Source organism: Pseudobacteriovorax antillogorgiicola, assembly GCF_900177345.1.
GTDB classification, from domain to species: Bacteria; Bdellovibrionota_B; Oligoflexia; order Oligoflexales; family Oligoflexaceae; genus Pseudobacteriovorax; species Pseudobacteriovorax antillogorgiicola.
This window is the reverse complement of sequence record NZ_FWZT01000014.1, coordinates 178,295-196,332: the sequence shown is the minus strand read 5'-3', so window position 1 is coordinate 196,332 and position 18,038 is coordinate 178,295. Positions and strand designations below refer to the sequence as shown.

The 18,038-nt window shown below is 47.0% G+C and carries 14 protein-coding genes; 6 read left to right on the top strand and 8 right to left on the bottom strand.

Translation table 11 applies throughout. The features are described 5' to 3' along the window. Positions 1–474 precede the first annotated feature (474 nt). Positions 475–2,151 carry an energy-dependent translational throttle protein EttA gene (ettA, locus tag B9N89_RS18475; protein ID WP_132321272.1) on the top strand — a complete coding sequence of 559 codons (1,677 nt, stop codon included), beginning with the start codon at positions 475–477 and terminating at the stop codon, positions 2,149–2,151. Between the two features lie 31 nt (positions 2,152–2,182). Here the strand turns inward: ettA and B9N89_RS18470 are convergent, their stop codons facing one another. Together B9N89_RS18470 and B9N89_RS18465 are read right to left on the bottom strand one after the other, a co-directional pair. Beyond that, positions 2,183–3,286, bottom strand: a complete 1,104-nt coding sequence (locus B9N89_RS18470) for an SGNH/GDSL hydrolase family protein (protein WP_159455473.1) — start codon at positions 3,284–3,286, stop codon at positions 2,183–2,185. A gap of 61 nt (positions 3,287–3,347) precedes the next feature. Further along, positions 3,348–4,160 (bottom strand): TIGR02147 family protein, encoded by an 813-nt coding sequence (locus B9N89_RS18465; RefSeq protein WP_132321276.1) that lies wholly within the window; start codon positions 4,158–4,160, stop codon positions 3,348–3,350. A gap of 378 nt (positions 4,161–4,538) precedes the next feature. Between B9N89_RS18465 and B9N89_RS18460 the strand changes: the two genes are divergently transcribed. After that, entirely contained in the window at positions 4,539–4,811 is a 273-nt protein-coding gene (locus tag B9N89_RS18460; protein ID WP_200820745.1) for a LysR family transcriptional regulator, read from the top strand. Between the two features lie 40 nt (positions 4,812–4,851). On the opposite strand, the gene B9N89_RS18455 is transcribed toward B9N89_RS18460, so the two are convergent. After that, the gene (locus B9N89_RS18455; protein ID WP_132321278.1) at positions 4,852–5,118 is read right to left on the bottom strand and encodes an acylphosphatase; all 267 of its coding nucleotides are present in this window, start codon (positions 5,116–5,118) and stop codon (positions 4,852–4,854) included. A gap of 68 nt (positions 5,119–5,186) precedes the next feature. Between B9N89_RS18455 and B9N89_RS18450 the strand changes: the two genes are divergently transcribed. The 3 genes from B9N89_RS18450 (at position 5,187) to fliG (ending at position 10,681) form a co-directional block, all read left to right on the top strand. Beyond that, entirely contained in the window at positions 5,187–6,740 is a 1,554-nt protein-coding gene (locus tag B9N89_RS18450) for an AAA family ATPase (RefSeq protein ID WP_132321280.1), read from the top strand. Positions 6,741–7,076: 336 nt separating this feature from the next. Beyond that, positions 7,077–9,542, top strand: coding sequence for an acyl-CoA dehydrogenase (locus B9N89_RS18445; RefSeq protein WP_132321282.1), 2,466 nt, complete (start codon positions 7,077–7,079; stop codon positions 9,540–9,542). A 143-nt stretch (positions 9,543–9,685) separates the two neighbouring features. Then, on the top strand, positions 9,686–10,681 hold the full coding sequence (gene fliG / locus B9N89_RS18440; protein WP_132321284.1) for a flagellar motor switch protein FliG: 996 nt from the start codon (positions 9,686–9,688) through the stop codon (positions 10,679–10,681). 29 nt (positions 10,682–10,710) lie between these two features. Here fliG and B9N89_RS18435 read toward each other — a convergent pair whose 3' ends face one another. The 5 genes from B9N89_RS18435 to B9N89_RS18415 all read right to left on the bottom strand — a co-directional run bounded on the left by B9N89_RS18435 (position 10,711) and on the right by B9N89_RS18415 (position 17,019). Continuing rightward, a complete protein-coding gene (locus B9N89_RS18435) occupies positions 10,711–10,893 on the bottom strand; it encodes a hypothetical protein (RefSeq protein WP_132321286.1) in 183 nt (60 codons plus the stop codon). A 72-nt stretch (positions 10,894–10,965) separates the two neighbouring features. Further along, the gene (locus B9N89_RS18430; protein WP_132321288.1) at positions 10,966–12,186 is read right to left on the bottom strand and encodes a hypothetical protein; all 1,221 of its coding nucleotides are present in this window, start codon (positions 12,184–12,186) and stop codon (positions 10,966–10,968) included. Positions 12,187–12,250: 64 nt separating this feature from the next. Next, the gene (locus tag B9N89_RS18425; RefSeq protein ID WP_132321290.1) at positions 12,251–14,650 is read right to left on the bottom strand and encodes a hypothetical protein; all 2,400 of its coding nucleotides are present in this window, start codon (positions 14,648–14,650) and stop codon (positions 12,251–12,253) included. A 2-nt stretch (positions 14,651–14,652) separates the two neighbouring features. After that, positions 14,653–15,630: an alpha/beta hydrolase gene (locus tag B9N89_RS18420; RefSeq protein ID WP_234996128.1), complete on the bottom strand. Its 978-nt coding sequence runs from the start codon at positions 15,628–15,630 to the stop codon at positions 14,653–14,655. A 411-nt stretch (positions 15,631–16,041) separates the two neighbouring features. After that, positions 16,042–17,019 (bottom strand): hypothetical protein, encoded by a 978-nt coding sequence (locus tag B9N89_RS18415; protein ID WP_132321294.1) that lies wholly within the window; start codon positions 17,017–17,019, stop codon positions 16,042–16,044. Between the two features lie 385 nt (positions 17,020–17,404). On the opposite strand from B9N89_RS18415, the gene B9N89_RS18410 reads away from it, so the two are divergent. Then, positions 17,405–17,998 (top strand): YdeI/OmpD-associated family protein, encoded by a 594-nt coding sequence (locus B9N89_RS18410; RefSeq protein ID WP_132321297.1) that lies wholly within the window; start codon positions 17,405–17,407, stop codon positions 17,996–17,998. Positions 17,999–18,038 lie beyond the last annotated feature (40 nt).

Genomic DNA, 18,038 nt, shown 5'->3' with positions numbered 1-18,038 from the left:
GCCTCCAGATGACAGGATGATGATTGCTCATCATTCCTCGAAATTGACGTTTGTAATTCTTTTGCGTCTTTAGCTATTCAGTTTTCAAAGAACTTACCGCTGGTTGTTTCTCGCTGCTGCGTGATCTCCGCCGGTGAGAAAGTGTTCTACGGGGTTCGATGCTTTTAGTCAAATGTTTTTCTTCAGAAAGTTAAGTTTTTCTCAATTTTATTTGCCTCGAAATTTATACTCAATAATTATGGAGAGTTATGATCACACACATCTGCATCCATTCTCTTAAATATCTTTACTGATTCATTTTAATTAGGGCTCTTGGCGTAGCTACTGCTAATGCATACCTATAAGGGCTTCCGTATACCCTATAGATAGACCCGTGGATTTCTGCCTCGTTTGATGACATAAGAGTAGATCGTAGAGTAGCCAGGACTACTTATTCCAGACAAACCTTAATGATCTATATAGTTGGGTGCTTTTATGTCAGATAAAACCATTATCTACTCAATGGTCGGTGTCAGTAAGACACATGGTACAAAAACGGTTCTAAAGGATATTTATCTTTCATATTTCTATGGAGCTAAGATCGGCGTTCTTGGTCACAACGGTTCCGGTAAAAGTACATTGCTAAGAATTTTAGCAGGGGTCGACGAAGAGTTTGCTGGAGAGACAGTACTTTCCGACGGCTACTCGATTGGCTATCTCGCCCAGGAGCCGGATTTGGAAGCAGGCAAGACAGTTCGCGAGATTGTCGAAGAAGGGGTTCAGGAGATTGTCGATCTTCAAAAGGAGTTCGAAGAGATCAATCTTAAATTCGCAGAAGAGATGAGCCCTGAAGAAATGGACAAGCTGATTGCTCGACAATCTGAAGTGCAAGACCTTCTCGATCGACACGATGCGTGGACACTAGATGACCGCCTTAACTTTGCTATGGATGCCCTTCGCTGCCCTCCACAGGATCAAGTTGTTGATCACCTATCGGGCGGTGAGCGTCGCCGCGTAGCTCTTTGTCGCCTGCTTCTCCAGAAGCCAGATATTCTATTACTAGACGAGCCTACGAACCACTTAGATGCTGAATCGGTTCACTGGTTAGAAAAGCACTTGCAAGACTACAAAGGAACCATCATAGCGGTCACTCACGATCGCTACTTCTTAGATAACGTAGCTGGCTGGATCTTAGAACTCGATCGCGGCCAAGGAATTCCCTGGAAAGGCAACTACTCCTCTTGGCTTGATCAAAAGGAAAAGCGCCTTGCTCAAGAAGCTAAGTCTGAAGACAAGCGACGCAAGAACCTGCAACAGGAACTTGAGTGGATCAATATGAGCCCCCGAGCTCGGCAGGCAAAAAATAAGGCTCGGATCACTGCCTACGAGAAACTTTTGGATCAAGGAAACGAAGCTCTTCAAAAAGATCTGCAACTATATATTCCGCCCGGCCCTCGATTGGGTGATGTGGTGATCGAAGCCAGCGGCGTCAGCAAGTCATTCGAAGATAAGCTCCTTTATAAGGACTTGAGCTTTTCTTTACCTGCTGGTGGCATTGTCGGTATTGTGGGAGCTAACGGTACTGGTAAAACAACTCTCTTCAAGCTGATTACCGGTATGGAAGAACCTGATTCGGGTAGTTTCCGTGTCGGCGCGACGGCAAAGGTTGGATACATGGAGCAGTCTAGGCTTGCTCTAGATCCAAACAAAACCATTTACGAAGCGATATCGGAAGGCCAAGAAGTTATTCAACTCGGCAGATTGGAAGTCAACGCACGTGCCTACGTAGGACGCTTCAACTTTACTGGCCAGGATCAACAAAAGAAGGTAGGTGCTCTCTCTGGGGGTGAACGCAATCGCATTCAACTAGCTATGTTGTGCAAATCTGGAGCAAATGTCTTGTTACTTGACGAGCCTACCAACGACCTCGACGTTGCAACTCTGCGAGCACTTGAAGACGCCTTACTGGCCTTTGGTGGCTGTGCTGTCGTGATTAGTCACGACCGCTGGTTCCTTGACCGGGTCGCCACACATATTCTGGCTTTTGAAGGAGATAGTGAAGTTTATTGGTACGAAGGCAACTACTCAGAGTATGAAGAAGATCGAAAGCGACGGCTGGGAGTCGACAGCCTCACTCCTAAGAGAGTTCGGTACGCGAAACTTGAGCGCTAAATGGTGAAAGGGAGCATGGTAGCTCCCTTCTTTATTTCTTGAGTTCGTTGAAGATCGAGTCCGCAATCCTGTGATGACCTTTCAAAGCAAGATGAAAGCAGTCATTGGCCATCTCATCGCCCTCAAACAAGATATCGTTTGTTGAGGTAAGCTGCTTAAACAAAATGTCAGTACCAGCCATATCACTAAACTCTTTGACCAGTTTAGTAATACTCTTGCGATAGTCTTGAATACGATTGCTAAGAGCAATCTGCATTTGGGTGTCACCCTTATGAATAGCGAATAAGGTCATACAATATCCTGCCGGCGAATTGGCAATGGAGTTGATCACCAGATCTAAAAAATCAGCCTGTGCTAATTGAGAACTTGAATTTTCCTGAGCTACCTTAGCCGGATCTAAAGTTTGAATTTCTTTACAACTTAGCTCTTTGCCTTGGTAAGGCACCCGGTGGGATAGGATTTTTGAGGACGTTGCAATCTGGATAATACCAACAGGGTTCATGACATAAACAGTCGTGCCTCCCGGCGCTGGTATGCCGTTTACTTTTAAGTACCGCAGGAGATCTCTCAGCTCGCTTTCAAAATCATCACTGGATGTCACGTGCTCAATGGTTGGACCGCACAAATCGTTACCAGTAAAAAATATAAACAGTTTTTCAGGCAGGACACCTTCTGTGTAATCGAGAATTCTATCGACCTGTCTGACACCGTGAGACATCTTTTCTCCATCTCTCGCAGCGATGAGAATCTCGTTGCTTTGATAGCCCAATCGTCTTCCCAATAGATAAGACCAAGCGTACTCTTCAGCATCTAAGAACTCAGCCCCAAAGCTCGTCCAGAGATTGTCGAAAAACCAAAATGCAGGATGTTGAAACTCTCTATAGGATCGACGCAGCCGAATCGGTGCCTGTGTATCGGAGTAACTATAGCCCAAGTCAGAAATCATTTTTCTATAGGACCTATCAGGCTCGATAGGGACCTCTCCCAAGAAAACTTTGCGAAACCTTTCAGGCTCCAAAGCTAGGTAGGGGTGGGCGGCCCCTCCTGTCGAGATGCTATCTCCGAGAAACGCAATTCTACCAGCGAAAGAGATTTGACTTTGGATCAGGATAAACAGAGCAAGAAACTTAGCCAAAATAGGACCCTCGAATTGATTAGCAACTCCTATGTAATAACCAACTCAGTCCCGATACACACTAAGTTTTTGCCGGTGCCTCAGCACTTATGGGGAAAAAAGACACAGAAAGTCCGTAGACTGAATCCTTTTTCGTACCATCATCAGCCCTACCCACGAAATATTCCAACGACTCCTTCAGGTAAGTTAGCAAATAAGACAACTTGCTAGAGTCAATGGACATAATGAAATCATGGACATGCTGTTCGTCCTGTTTATGAGGCTGACGTAAACTTAGATCGATCATCTGCGAGTGAAACTTCAGCAAGCCTGGATCACCAAGATTGCCAGACACGCCGTTTTGATGACTCGATCGTTGGTATTGACCGAAGTTTACCGTTAATAGCCCCATGTCCTTGAGTCGATTGAGAGCTCGATCTGCTTCTTGCAAATCGATTTTGAGTGCAGTCGCGATCGCCTCGGGGGTGACTGCAAAGCCTTCAACCTTGATAAGTTCTAAAATGCCCAAGTAGTACCACTTCGACAGTAGCTCTTGGATCGCTTCAAGCCTTGTCGAAAACGTTCTTGAGTGGCGATAGCGGTCAAGTCGAGCACGAGCCGATTCTCGAGACAAACGGCTTCTGCCATGCTGACTTTCCACAAGATCGCCGAAAAAATTGCACTGATCTTCGGAAAATTTTAGATGCTTCGCGATATCAATCGCTACTCGCACCGAGATTCCTTGCTTGCCGTTAAGTATCTCTGACAAGCGGCTAGGGGTTAATGAAATGTCCCGGGCAAAAGCCCCCTGTGAATAGTTGGGGTTTTGCTGCACCCTTCGTACGAGTTCCTCACGAAGGATATCCCTGTAATCTGTGTAGCGAAAAATGTCCATAGTACACCCATTCAAAGAATTATCTTTGATTAGTCTTAGTGTGAACGCAGTGTTGTACTACAGGCTAAAGGAGCATTTGTGTGATGATATCAACAACTCAATTTGACCCTAAGTTAGGATATGAGGATGCCGTTCGTCAAGTATTGGCAAGCTCACTTTTTACAAACCCTACAATCAGTGACTCAGACATTCAGTAACTCACTGATATAAATATCAAAATCCAACCTAAAGGCTGTGTTAAAAATTTCCCATGGAACGTCGCAGAATATTTAAATTAGAATATAAGTTGACCTCTTGGCCAGTTTTGGATTCAATAGGGGGAAATCATCCGCCTATTGCACATTGCTAGTTTGAGATACACACATTGGGGAGGTACTCATGGAGAGTCAGAACGAGAAGTACAAGAAGTTACGTATGCTGGATATTGATGACCTCATCTTGCTCCAGCATTTACTTAACGGAGGCCGACCGTCGACAGGCGCTCAGATCCTAGGGCTTACTCCTCCTGCCGTTAGCCATCGGCTTCGGAAAATTGAAGATGTTTTTCAAATAAAGCTTTTTGACAGGGTTGGCTCGCGATTAAACCTCAACCAAGCCGGGCGAGCGCTTTCGGAAAAGGCGGATCGCGCTCTGATGCTTATGAGTAACTGATACAGATTTTCTGATACATCGCATTCGTCACCGGGCAGGGTTAAGACAGAATCTCAAATGTATTAGAGTCAAAGGTCGGAATATCCCGGCTTTCAACATTTCGAATGTTTTTAGACATTGTTTCCTTCAAAGAGGAAAAGAAGCGTTGAAGCTCTTCATCGCTTCCCTGAGCTTTCAGCTCTACGGTTCCATCCTTCAGATTTTGCACCGTCCCCACTACGGCAAATTGTTGCGCTAGTTGCAGCGTTCTGTACCTAAAGCCAACACCTTGTACATGACCTGAGAAAACCAGCTTTTTTGCGATCATTGGTTTTTACTCCTGATTCTATTTTGTGTTATGTCTTGAAGGCTCGTTTAAGTTCTATTGAGAGTCCCATGACAGACAAAAAGCCACCTAAGCCCGAGGAAGTTCAAAAAGAATTCGAAGATTTTGTACGACAACGCTTCGGCGGATCAGTGCAAATATTCTCACCTAACTTCGAGCAAAACGAAGCCCAGGAAGACGTTGATGACGCCACTGCTAGCGATGACGACCCTCTTCAGTTTAACTATACCCCCCGAGAAATAAAAGACTATTTAGATAAGTATGTGATCAAACAAGACGAGGCCAAAAAAGCCTTGGCCATTGCAGTTTGTGATCACTATAACCATGCACGCTCATCTCTGGTCTCGGAAGATTATGACTATGCCAAACAGAATGTACTCATTCTTGGTCCGACTGGTGTGGGGAAAACATATCTCGTAAAGAAGGTCGCCGACTTGATTGGCGTGCCATTCGTCAAGGCCGATGCGACCCGATTCAGTGAAACTGGTTACGTTGGCGCTAATGTCGATGATGTCATCCGTGATCTTGTCGCTAAGGCTGATGGAGATCTCGACAAGGCTCGCTTCGGAATCGTCTACCTTGATGAAGCCGACAAAATTGCCTCACGAGCTGGCCAAGGCACGCGGGATGTGAATAGCCGAGGAGTCCAATTCGGTCTACTGAGGTTGATGGAAGATTGTGATGTGGACCTAAAGTCGGGCAACGATATCCATTCCCAGATGCAAGCTTTTATGGAGATGCAGTCTGGATCAAAGAAAAGTTCAAAGATTAACACCAAGCATATCTTGTTCATCGTATCGGGCGCTTTTGGTGGAATGAACGAAATCATATCAAAACGTCTCCAAGAAAGTCCTATTGGCTTCCACCGAACGGAACAAACAAGCTCAGCCGAAGGATCTCTTCTCCACGAAGCTACAACGGATGATTTTCTAGAGTTCGGCTTCGAAGCTGAGTTCATTGGTCGCTTACCGGTTCGGGTTGCTTGCGACCACCTAGATGCAAACGACTTAGCCCGCATTCTCACACAGTCCAAAGGCTCGATCCTCAGGCAGTATCAAGACTCGTTTAAGGCGTACGGTATCAACCTCAACGTAGAAGATGATGGTATTGAAGAAATTGCCGCACAAGCTGCGGTAGAAAAAACCGGTGCTCGTTCTCTCATGACAGTCTGTGAAAGAGTTCTGCGTCACTATAAGTTCGAGCTTCCATCTACAGACATTGAGTCCCTAACCTTGACTCCCAGTATGATCCGCAAACCACAGCAAGAATTAAAACTACTCCTTGATTCCTTGCAGTCCCAATCGTTTTCTGATGAGGTTCTCATACTGTTTTCAAGCTTCGAACAGAAGTTTTATGACGATACACAAATCAAACTGCGTCTGCTTAATGATTTTAAACAAAAGCTATGGGCTCGGAGCGAAAACCTTGATGAGATTTCCGAAACTCTCCATCGCTGCTTCGAAGGCTACGAGCACGGCTTGAAGCTCATCCACCAACGACGAGGCATTCAAGAGTTTTCGATACCCGCGGAAGCCTTGGAAAAACCTCATGATTACCTCGAAAATCTGATCGTTGCTTCCTACGAGAGTAAAGCTGATTCTTAATACGTACTTTTACTAGTGCTAGAGATAAGCCATACTTAGGTGCAATATTGTTGCACCGTAAGGCTTTTCGTAGGGCAATTAACCGGCCAAACTACAAGTAAAATTTGAAAAATCTCAGTTTTAATAGAGTTACATAAGCGTAGCTTATTAAACTAAATATTCGATACTTCCGAAAAATCATTGTATAGTGGGGAGCACTGTGAGGCTCTCCTAGACTCGAAGACTAAAACGTTCACTTGAAAATTTGGGGGCACAACCAAATGAGCCTAGAGCGGGGTGGCGTGTTGGCGAGAATCGTCTATGGGGAATCGATAACACATTTTTGTAGGAGTTCGCATGGAATTAAATGGTATTTTGGCTGAGAGCTACCCCACCGTGGGAGCGATTTTGGCCGTGCTTGGGGCGTTGACCCTAGGCTTCGTTGGCGCCAAACTCATTGTTTGGACTGTGTTTGCAGCAGCTGTTCTGTTCCTCTTTGGAGCGCATCCGATCGTTTGGATCATTGTGGGCGTTCCCCTTGTGATTTTGTTGGTGAAGCCTATCCGCAGGATACTCATCACGAACACAATCGTGGGCATTTTAAAGAAGCTCAACATCTTGCCTGAGATTTCTGAAACCGAGCGAGTCGCACTCGAAGCGGGATCAACTTGGGTGGATAAAGAGCTGCTTTCAGGAAAGCCCGATTTTAAAGCTCTCGCTCGCGAGCCATACAAAAAGGCAGCTGGTGAGATCACTGAATTCCTCAACGGCCCTGTTGAGAAAGTATGTGCCATGGTTGACGATTGGGAAGTCTACAAAGACGGAGACCTTCCCCAAGAAGTTTGGGACTACCTCAAGAAGGAAAAGTTCTTCGGCATGATCATTCCGAAGGAATATGGTGGTCTTGGCTTCTCAGCACTCGCCAACAGCGAAGTTGTTGCTAAATTATCGACTCGTTCTGGTCCCCTAGCAATCACTGTCATGGTCCCGAACTCTCTTGGCCCTGCCGAGCTACTCGCCCACTACGGAACTCAGGCTCAGAAAGATCATTACCTACCACGCTTGGCAGATGGTCGTGAAATCCCATGTTTTGCACTCACTGAGCCAGGAGCTGGATCGGATGCTGGTGGCATGCAATCCACTGGTGTCGTTTTTAAAGATGACGATGGTTCCCTGAAGATCCGACTCAACTGGGAAAAGCGTTACATCACCCTAGCTGCCGTATCAACAGTTCTTGGTCTCGCGGTGAAACTTCGTGACCCGGATAACCACCTCGGCAAGGGTGAAGATCTGGGCATCACTTGCTTGCTTGTGCCTTCTAAAGCTGACGGCGTGGTTCTAGGCCAACGTCATAACCCTATGGGCGTTCCGTTCTATAACTGCCCAACATCTGGTAACGATGTGGTCGTCGACATCGATCAGATCATAGGTGGCCCTGACTACGCGGGTCGTGGTTGGCAAATGCTGATGGAATGTCTGGCAGTTGGGCGCTCAATCTCTTTACCAGCTCAAAGTACCGGTGGCGCCAAGTATGTGGCACGGGTTGCTGGTGCCTACTCTGCAATTCGTAAGCAGTTCGGCCTTGAGATTGGTAAGTTTGAAGGGATCGAAGAGCCACTGGCACGTATCGGTGGCTTCTCCTATCTACTCGAAGCATCACGAATCTTTACGGTTGGTGCTGTGGACAGCGGTATCAAGCCCTCGGTTGTTTCTGCCATCGCAAAATACAACTCTACAGAGTTATTCCGGAAGGCTATCAACGATGGTATGGATATCCTCGGTGGCGCTGCGATTTCTCGCGGTAAGCGGAACTTGCTAGCCAACGGCTATATCTCAACTCCCATCGGTATCACGGTAGAAGGGGCAAACATCCTAACGCGCTCCATGATCATCTTTGGTCAGGGTGTGATTCGCTGTCACCCCTATGCCTACCAAGAGCTTAAGGCTCTAACTGACGGTGACGTTAAAGGGTTCGACGACAACTTCTTCTCACACGTTGGATTCGTCAATCGAAACCTATGCCGTGCCTTGCTTCTTTCTCTCACTCGTGGTCGACTCGCTTCCACACCGGGTGGCCCCATGAAGAAGTACTACCGGAAGATCGCTTGGGCATCAGCCAGCTTCTCATTCATGTCTGACCTAGCACTCGGTAGCTACGGTGGTGGCTTGAAACTCCGTGAGAAGATCACAGGCCGCTATGCCGACGTTCTATCTTGGTTGTACTTAGCAACAGCAACCCTTCACCGCTTCGAAGCCGAGGGTCGCAAGAAAGATCATCAGCCATACGCTGAGTGGGCTCTTCAGTATGCCTTTGCCCAAATACAAGAGGCCTTCGACGGTATCTATGAAAACATCGAGATTCCAGTCTTGCGTCCACTCTTCCGTGGCCCCATTAAGATCTGGTCTCGTCTCAACAGCTTTGGCGGCATGCCCAATGACCATTTAGGCCGCAAAGTCGCTGCTGGTCTTTGCAAACCTGGTCAGCTACGTGATGAGCTTACCTATGGTGTTTACGTTCCCACCGACGTTAACGAAGCTTTAGGTCGTTACGAGCACACTCTCAAGCTGGTTACAGAAGCTAACGGAGTTTACAAGAAAATCGTTAAGGCGATCAAAGCGAAGAAACTTCCACGGGGCAAGCCAGATGCTCTCGCTAAGAAGGCTCTCGAAGCAAACGTGATCACGAAGGAAGATTTCGATCTCGTCCAACGAGCTGAAGCTGCTCGAGACGATGCGATCCAAGTAGATTCTTTCAAATTGGAAGAATTTGCCACGAATCTACTTACACCACACAACGAAAAGGCTGAAGCAGCCAACTCGTAGTTTCACCCTGCAAATCAATCGACCCCACGAACTTCGTTTCGTGGGGTTTTTCTTTGGTCTTTTCCCATCTAAACCTCTCTTTTTCTAAAGTTCACCTATTGCCCCTCCGATCACTTACAATCCATTGAGCTTAGGAGCTTTAGATGAATGCAACACAACTCAGCGCAACCGAAAAAACAGCGATTCTCATGCTGGCCCTTGGAGAGGACATTGCTGCCGAGATCTTTCGTCACATGGAGGCCAACGATGTAAAAAAGGTGGGTGCTGCGCTGAGCCGTGTCGGTCGTGTGAACCAAGATACTATGGATATTGTACTCAACGAATTTCATCAGATTCTAAAGTCCAACGAACCCGATCTATTTAAAGGCGGCTTTGGATTCGCCAGGAATGCGCTAGAAAAAGCCTTTGGCAATTCAGATTTCGGGCAAGATATCATTCGTGACCTGGCCCACGCTAACCCAACGATGCCTGCAGTGGAGTTGGCCGATGCTCAGACCCTTTATCGAGTGATTGCAAATGAACATCCACAGACCATCGCTTTGGTGCTAGCCCATGCTGGCCCGGCAAAAGCAGGCAGTATCGTGAAACTGCTACCAGAAGCACTCAAGGTAGAGGTGATCCAACGGGTGACTCGCATGGATAAGGTCGCACCCGAAATTATCGAAGAAATTAATGACATGATTAGAGATGAGGTGGAACGCATGGGATTCTCAAGCCGTAAGATCGGTGGACCAGAAAAAGCCGCTGCTATTCTCAACGCCATGGACGATACTCGCAACGATATTCTCGATCGACTGGATGAGAGAGACCCTGATCTAAGCGAAGATATCCGGTCGCATATGTTCACATTTGCGGATCTTAGCAAACTCGATAATCGAAGCATGCAAGGCCTCTTTAAGGCTGTTGATCGTAGTGTTTGGGAACTAGCTTTAAGAGATGCGAATCAAGAGCTGCTGGACCTCGTCTTCAGCAATCTATCGAGTCGCGCTGCTGACAACTTGAAAGATGACATGGATGCGAGAGGACCTCAAAAGCTAAGCGACGTTCGTGATGCTCAAAAAACAATTGTGGCTAAGGCATTGGCGATGGCTGAATCGGGGGAAATCGAAGTTGGGATGGACGAGCAAAAAGTGGTTTAATTTGGTGTGGGGAAGCCCCCACAAAGCACCTAGCCTTCGCCACCCTCAGCGTCCTCAGCTGGAGCTTCTTTTGGCAAGCCAGTTTTAATCAGCCCTTTTTCAAGCAGAACCTTTACTTTATCGGTTCCGTTTAGCTGGGAACCGGAAGCATCGCGCACTGCATAACGACCGTTGCGCTTCTTAGTAATCTTATAATCTTTCTTTGCAGCCATGGTTTCCTCTCGAATCTAGAGTAGATTAAATCGAACGTCGGATTCTAAGACAGCCCAAAGCAAATTTCCAGTCTATTTCTCCCAGCTAAAATAAAGCACTCTAACATGACGCCCTCCTTGATTAATATGCACCGTTTGTTCGTAGCCTCCGCCGATGATCTGCCGAAACAGACTGTAAGACTTTTCATCCGGGAGCATGCAGAAACCCTGAAGAGCCTGTGGTTTAGAAGATAGTGCGAGCACACGCTTGGCCAGACGAGCAAAAAAACCATAGCTTGCCTCTGAGCCGTGGCCAAGCCTCAGACCATATGGCGGATTTAAAGGCATCAGGACCCGCTCGCTTGCTTGAAAACTTACATCAAGTTTGAAAAAGTCGTCACAAATCACGTTAAAATCCTGCTCAATCATCAGCTGCTGCCTAAATGCTGAAGAGTTTGATTGAAGCTCTTTGACCTGCTCAAGATCCATCTCGATGAAATCCATGGCTAGATCCCATGAGCTAGGATCGGTGATCGGACTCTTGGCTTTCAGAAAATCGACCGTGCTTTGGGGTGTTCCGGGGAAGCTTTCCACATGGAAGGTGCGGCCTAAAGAACCTGGCCAATATCCTTTTAGCTGCATAATCGCTTCGAAACCTAGAGTGCCGCTACCAGCAAAGGGCACCAGGACTCGATTATACTTGTGATGACGCAAAGGCCATAGCAAGCCCGCTGCCAAGGTTTCTTGGAGAGGGGCTTTAGTCGCTGTGTGAGGCTTAAACCCTCGCTTATATAGTTTTTCACCAGCAAGGGATAATAAGATCTGGAGCCGATTTTTGGTCTGGAGCAGACGAAGACACAAACCATCCTTAGCTGTGCTAAGCTTCATGCCATGTGCTCCTAGAGTCTGTGCAACCAGCTCACGAACTTTACCCTCATGATAGAGCTTGCTTTGAAAGGACTGCACATCCACGTTAAAGGCTGCACCCGAATCTGAGAACAGCTCCCAGGGCAGCTTCGCAACGACCCGTTCCAGCTCGCCAAAGCTTCCCACATGCCGATCGCCTAACACAAACCATAGGTCACGACAAAGACGGCTACGAAACACTACCTCGATCGCAGTTCTAAAATCTGTGTTTGTTAGATGAATATATTTGTCAGTTTCTGTTAGCTCTTCAAGATACTTCGAAGGGTAGAGCCGCTTTTGAAGCAGATCCTTCAGCTCTTCCATGCAAAATTGACTTAAGCCAGCAGGTGGTTCGATTAGAAAGGCCTGCGGCTTGGAGAGAATCGATTTCTTAAATTTTTTTTCCATATATGCCCCTTAGAGGGGAGCTATAGCACATCGAGCCCCGCAGACCGAGAAAATAAGACCACGGCTAGCGGATGACCTTGCGCAGATAGTTTTCGAGCAGCTGCTTGTCCCGCCCTTCAACATTGCGGGCTCGGCGAACCTCTTCTAGAACATCTTCACGATAGCGGCGATTGACTTCATATTCCCGCCTAATCTCCACGTCTCCCCCAGCCACGGAACTGCCGTAGTACTGGTCACTGGTAACACGACGCCGGCGCCCCCGACGCTGCTGCTGTCTCTGAGACTTCCTTGCAGCGTTGTCTGCTTGTCTCAACAGGCGACCCGCCATATCAGAAGACGTTTCCGCCTGAATAAAAGCATCCTCATTGCCAGCTTGAACGGTGAGCTTCATGGCCTCCAGCGCAGCTTTAATCCGGTCTGAGGCTTGAGGGGATAAAGACCTTAGCTGCGCTTCCAATGAGCCAGTTTGCTTGATATTGGCGTTCTGGTCCATCCTCAACGAACCCCACTGATCCGAGAGCTCTCCCTCATTCTTGGTGGCAGCACGATCTAGCCCCGATGAAATTTTCGATTGGCGTTTCTGGAGCTCTCGCAGAATCTTGCGCCCGTCGGCAAGTCCTTTCTGCCGCTTACGCTCATCTTTCTGACGGCTAGCATCCTCAGCCTTCTCTAGGCCCTCGATCCATTGCCTGTAGTCGGCAACTGTCTGAGACAGCTCTTGCAAGGCCTTTTGTGTCCCTTTATCATTTTGAGCCTGCTGCGCTACGCGATCCATCGCCTTTTGAAATGAACCTTGGGAGACCTCTTGCCATTGAGGGGGGATGGCCTGATTATCAAGATACTTGGTGCGCACTTGCCACCTTTGCTCGCGCTCTTTGAGAAAAGACTTCAGCCGATCAGTAACTGTGCCAACGTCAAGAGGCCTTTCAGCCTTAGGCTTTTCAACGAGGCGCGACAGAGATCGAGCCGCCACAAAGAAATCACGATCGCGTTCCCGATCATCGAGAGTTTCATGCTCAAACAGGAATCGATTGAGTTCTTCACTGGTTTGCAGGAGGCGATCGCTGTCAAGCTCTTGAGCTAAATTATCGACCTCCGACTGTAGCATGCGCAGGGTATGACGGTCTAAACCATCAAAAAAGGGCGACTCCTCTGCTTGGTTATTGGCCTTGGCCATGAGTTCTGCCGCCTGCTGGTCTAGCTCTTTCGCATCCGTTGAACGAGCCTGGTCCATCACCTCCTTCACCTGTCGCAGAGTATTCAATGTTTCCCGGTAGCGCCCATAGGCAGATGCTGTACGCACAATCAGGGGCTGACTCCGCCCGATAAGTGGGTTAGGTAAATGGCGATCAATTGCTTCCGCAACAATTTCTATGGTTGCCATATCTCGCTGGACATAGCTCTCTAGCAAGAGGCTGTACTTAGTATTCAGATCCTTCTTATCGTCAGCAAGAACATTGCTCACGAGCTCTTCATGGGTTTGCCCTTCAGATCGGATCAGCAAGCGCACCAACTGCAAGGGGTTTTCTGCCTCAACATCGATCTCTAAAGACAGTGGCTTTTCATCTGGCCATGGGTCTTGAAGAGGTCGTGTGGGCTTCAATGCCACCCGCGGCACAGGGAGTCGCTTGACATTGATACGAGCTGCTGGAGTCGTGCCCGAAACGCTTGAAACAAACAATTCTGAATCATCCTGAACATTGAAGGTGATGCTATGAACCCATTGAGCTTCACGAGCATCTTCTGATTTAATGGGGGTCAGTCGGAAGGTTTGCTTCAAATCGGAGTTCTTTGGCTGGACAACAACATACGGTTTTTCACCCTGGCTCGTGACCACGCGAATTTCCACTCGATTTTGCTCCAGAAGATCAAACTCGGCTACCTGACTTGTTGACAGAATATACTCATTCGGGTCAGCCTCTTTCGCCTGCCCCTCGATCACATAAAGCTTAGTGCCTTGATTAAGCTGAGCAACTACTTTCTTCATACTGTAGATCGCAGTGCTAACTGCACCTGGAGAGATTTGTGAGACCAATATCCATAGCATGGTCGGCAAAATCAATGTTGATGCCTTAAAAGCAAGAATGCGGGCATTCTCTCTAAAAAAATCGTTTTGAGAGCGCTTTAGGTTCTGAGTCCAGGCTACATTGCATCTTTGTTCTGTTCGCAAGCTAAAGGCGGACACATCGACTTTAGGATAATTTATCTCCAGGGACTTCAATGTTTCGTCAGCCCCGATGCGTTGATTCTGCCAACGCAAGCTCAGTCCCAAGAAGGTAACAAGACTGATAAATCCCACTAGAAGCTGAGCATCTTGGTTTCTTGGATCGAGAGATGCCCATACCGTCATTAGAATTAATGAGAATAGTACGCTCCGCACTGCACGAATCAAAAATGATATAGACTCACGGGAAAAGCGGATAGCATTGATACGTTTAAGGTGCCGAACCAGTAGGGGATCCATAGTTACCTTTCTATCGAAGTTCCCAATTGTTCTTCCAGCCAGGGATAGATGGAATCCAAGACCACAAGAAGCTCCTCTTGGGTCGTCAGGGGCTGGGTACCAATATTAGACACTTCAACCAAAGAAATATCATACTCACTTTCCAGGCCGCTGAGCATTTCTTTTAGAGCTTTGAGATCGTAACGACCGACTTGCTGAGGCGCAATGATCATTCCAGGGCTGTTGAACGCTGTGATCGCCTGAGGCACCTCGCCGATAGCATTCATCACTTCTTTGGCAAAATTCAAGGTAATGCCTTGAAATTTTTGCTGCTTCTTACTAGGTTCCGTTCCACCTAGGGATAAAAACTGAGGAACAATTGCTCGTGGCAGCCTCATGCGTGGAGCAATCTCTGCCATGGTTCGGATAAATGTTCGATAGAATGGAGACATGGTGTCCCCCTCGCTAATCACTGGAGCAACCAATACGCATTGGCGGACATACTCAGGGTATTTCTTATGAAAGAATATGGTTATCAAACCACCAACTCCCTGTCCAACAATGATAGGTAGTTGGCGGTTAGATTTGTAACGTATCCATGCAACCACCTGTAGGAGATCGTCAACCAGGGACTCGAAGTGGGGAACGTAGCCTAGCAGTCGACCAGATCGCCCATGGCCGCGAAGGTCGAAGCCATAAACATGAAAGCCCTTGTCTCCCAACTCCTTGGCGAAGTTTTTATACATACGAACATTTTCGCCAAGATCATGAACCAAAACCAACGGAGGGAAGGGTGACTCTGGTTGGAGCCAACCTTTCAAATAGACCGAGGTTCCCGAGTGGTCCACAGGCACCGTAAAAACCAAATTTTGGGTATCTCTATCGTCTTCATCCTCAGGGCTAGCTGGAATCTGACCGTCCACAAGGCCGTGGCTATCACGCCCTAGAGACATGGTTTCCTGCCCATCGGCTGGTAGCTCTTCCGGTTTCTCTGTCTCCATCATCTCCAGCCCTTTATCACACGTGCCACATCGGCAATATTCATTATGGTATCACAAGTCGAGCCGGTCTCTATAGACTCAAACACAAGGCTTAACCTGTGCATGGAGACCCACAGCCTTCATAAGTCATTTCGTCTCGACAGAGTCGTCTCGATCCACAGCATCCCAAAATCATCGAGACAATCATGTGCTATGGATTCTAAAACCAGGGTACCATCGAAATTGAATGCTTCCATAAGTATTTCTCACGGTAGGGGAGTCAGCTTGATCGCTGAAAACGGAGAATGACCTGAAAACCCGAGCGATGCACACGGACTTACTGCTGAATTTAAGGAGATTGGAATGGCTGGAGAGACTAAGAAAGCCGAGGAGCAGGGAATCGGAGTCCCTGCATCCTGCTATATTCAAGGCTTAAGGTAAAGGTGTTAGACCACCAATTAACTCACACTCATTTTCGAGCAAGTAAACTAGGCCCGAGATACCGCCTTTGTTCTTGATCACAACTGCGTAATCAAAAGTAAGGTAGGTTAGAACGCTGGTATCAGTAAAGTTGTCTTTAAGATCTTGAAAGGTAAACGTGATCTTATAGTTGTTACCATCCTGCTCTGCAACAACTGGGAAGTTGTCAACGGCATTCAACGCATCAACTACAGTGATATTTACTGGAAGGTTTCCATCCTGATCTAGACTCGTTGGACCCACTGCAAACTCAAGGTCTGTGGTATTGATGGTATTGAGGCAGTTGTTGAGCTCAACTTCCAAAAATGGAGCTTCAAATGGATTTGTAGACTCTACAAACTTTGCATGAACCGATTCACACATTGGAGCTGGTTCCTCTTCAAGACCAACCTCAAGCTTGCTAAAGCTCACGTCATTAACAAGAACTTCTTTTTTAATATCTAAAACACTGTGTGGGAAAGTAACCTGTGCTTCTCTAACTTCTGGACACTGCTCACGGCACTGATCCTGAGGAAGTGCGTAATAGATTGGCTGCACAGAACGAACAAGCTTGCGATCAATCAAGTCATTGGTAGCTTCATCACGAAGATCGAACTGGTAAATACCTTCGCTGTGTAATTCACCGATTTTATAAGTTCCGCCAAAGTAGAACTCCTTAAGGTGTAGCTCACAATTATCAAGCCCTGAGAATAACTCTACAGACTTGCTATCATTTGTAAATTCAAGTTCTGTCCGAAGAGCATCATCGCACCATAGCTCAGCTTTTGATACGTACGCGAGAGGCGCTTGAAGATCAGTTAGCTGGATGCCTTCGCCTTGTTCTTGAAGCTCGACAGATAGTTTCGTTTTGGAGAACTCATTGGTCTCTTCAGGAGCATTTTGACAAGCAGTGATAAAAAGCAGGACAGCTACCGCGTTCAAAGTCTTCATTCGTCTTCCTTTGGTTGTTTGGTCATTGAATTTTCTAATGCGAGCTTTGCACGGATCATTCCACCACCATCTGCGGAAATCAGCGCTGCGCCTGAACGTGTTAGTAGTTGTTATTTCGCCCTTTTTTGGATATGAGTTTGAGTGCAATCACAGCAAGCTGTTTAATTTCCAGACGGACAAATCTTACGTTGTTGACACTTTCAGCTCGACTGGAGATCGCTCTCCCCAGCTCTATCAATGACCTACAGATTTGGATTAAGCAGCGATTTTTATTTGAATACTTTTGTTCGAGAGCGATATCTCTGTTTTAAAAGCCAGGGCTTCGGTATAATATCATGCAATGACTGGTACTTTCAAAGCCTGGGCAAACTCAAGGATAAACCGTATGGCTGTTACTAAAAAAAATCCTGAACTCGACCACTATTTCAAAGAGCCGAATGACTGGCTTAAAGAAGCGAAAAAGCTTCGCAACATTATCTTAGACTGCGGCCTATCCGAGGAACTGAAATGGCGCCAACCCTGCTACTCACACGATGATAAAAATATCGTCATTATACAAAGCTTCAAAAAATATCTAGCACTGATGTTTTTCAAAGGCTCTCTCCTGAAAGACTCCAAGCAAGTCTTGCATGATATAGGCGCTAATTCGCGAGTGGGTCGCCAGCTGCGCTTTACCTCAGAGACAGAGGTAGAAAAACTTAAGCCCGTGATTAAAAGCTATATCAAAGAAGCCATAAAAATTTCTGAAGCTGGTCTTAAGGTCGCCCCACCCTCTGAACAGCTTGACCTCCCTGAAGAGCTTCTTAATGCTTTTAAGAAAGACAAAGCATTCAAAAAGGCATTTGAAGGCCTCACCCCTGGTCGGCAACGGGGATATCAAATTCATTTTTCGTCTGCCAAGCAGGTTAAGACGCGAGAGGCTCGTATTGAGAAGTGTAAGCCCCAGATATTGAAAGGTAAGGGCTTGCAGGATCGATAGCACCTTCAATTATTATCAAGTGCAGCTAAAGGCTAACCTA

Coding starts and splice junctions, on each gene's coding strand:
- ettA (WP_132321272.1), top strand. CDS start 475: ATGTCAGATAAAACCATTATCTACTCAATGGTCGGTGTCAGTAAGACA.
- B9N89_RS18465 (WP_132321276.1), bottom strand. CDS start 4,160: ATGGACATTTTTCGCTACACAGATTACAGGGATATCCTTCGTGAGGAA.
- B9N89_RS18460 (WP_200820745.1), top strand. CDS start 4,539: ATGGAGAGTCAGAACGAGAAGTACAAGAAGTTACGTATGCTGGATATT.
- B9N89_RS18455 (WP_132321278.1), bottom strand. CDS start 5,118: ATGATCGCAAAAAAGCTGGTTTTCTCAGGTCATGTACAAGGTGTTGGC.
- B9N89_RS18450 (WP_132321280.1), top strand. CDS start 5,187: ATGACAGACAAAAAGCCACCTAAGCCCGAGGAAGTTCAAAAAGAATTC.
- B9N89_RS18445 (WP_132321282.1), top strand. CDS start 7,077: ATGGAATTAAATGGTATTTTGGCTGAGAGCTACCCCACCGTGGGAGCG.
- fliG (WP_132321284.1), top strand. CDS start 9,686: ATGAATGCAACACAACTCAGCGCAACCGAAAAAACAGCGATTCTCATG.
- B9N89_RS18435 (WP_132321286.1), bottom strand. CDS start 10,893: ATGGCTGCAAAGAAAGATTATAAGATTACTAAGAAGCGCAACGGTCGT.
- B9N89_RS18430 (WP_132321288.1), bottom strand. CDS start 12,186: ATGGAAAAAAAATTTAAGAAATCGATTCTCTCCAAGCCGCAGGCCTTT.
- B9N89_RS18425 (WP_132321290.1), bottom strand. CDS start 14,650: ATGGATCCCCTACTGGTTCGGCACCTTAAACGTATCAATGCTATCCGC.
- B9N89_RS18420 (WP_234996128.1), bottom strand. CDS start 15,630: ATGGAGACAGAGAAACCGGAAGAGCTACCAGCCGATGGGCAGGAAACC.
- B9N89_RS18415 (WP_132321294.1), bottom strand. CDS start 17,019: ATGAAGACTTTGAACGCGGTAGCTGTCCTGCTTTTTATCACTGCTTGT.
- B9N89_RS18410 (WP_132321297.1), top strand. CDS start 17,405: ATGGCTGTTACTAAAAAAAATCCTGAACTCGACCACTATTTCAAAGAG.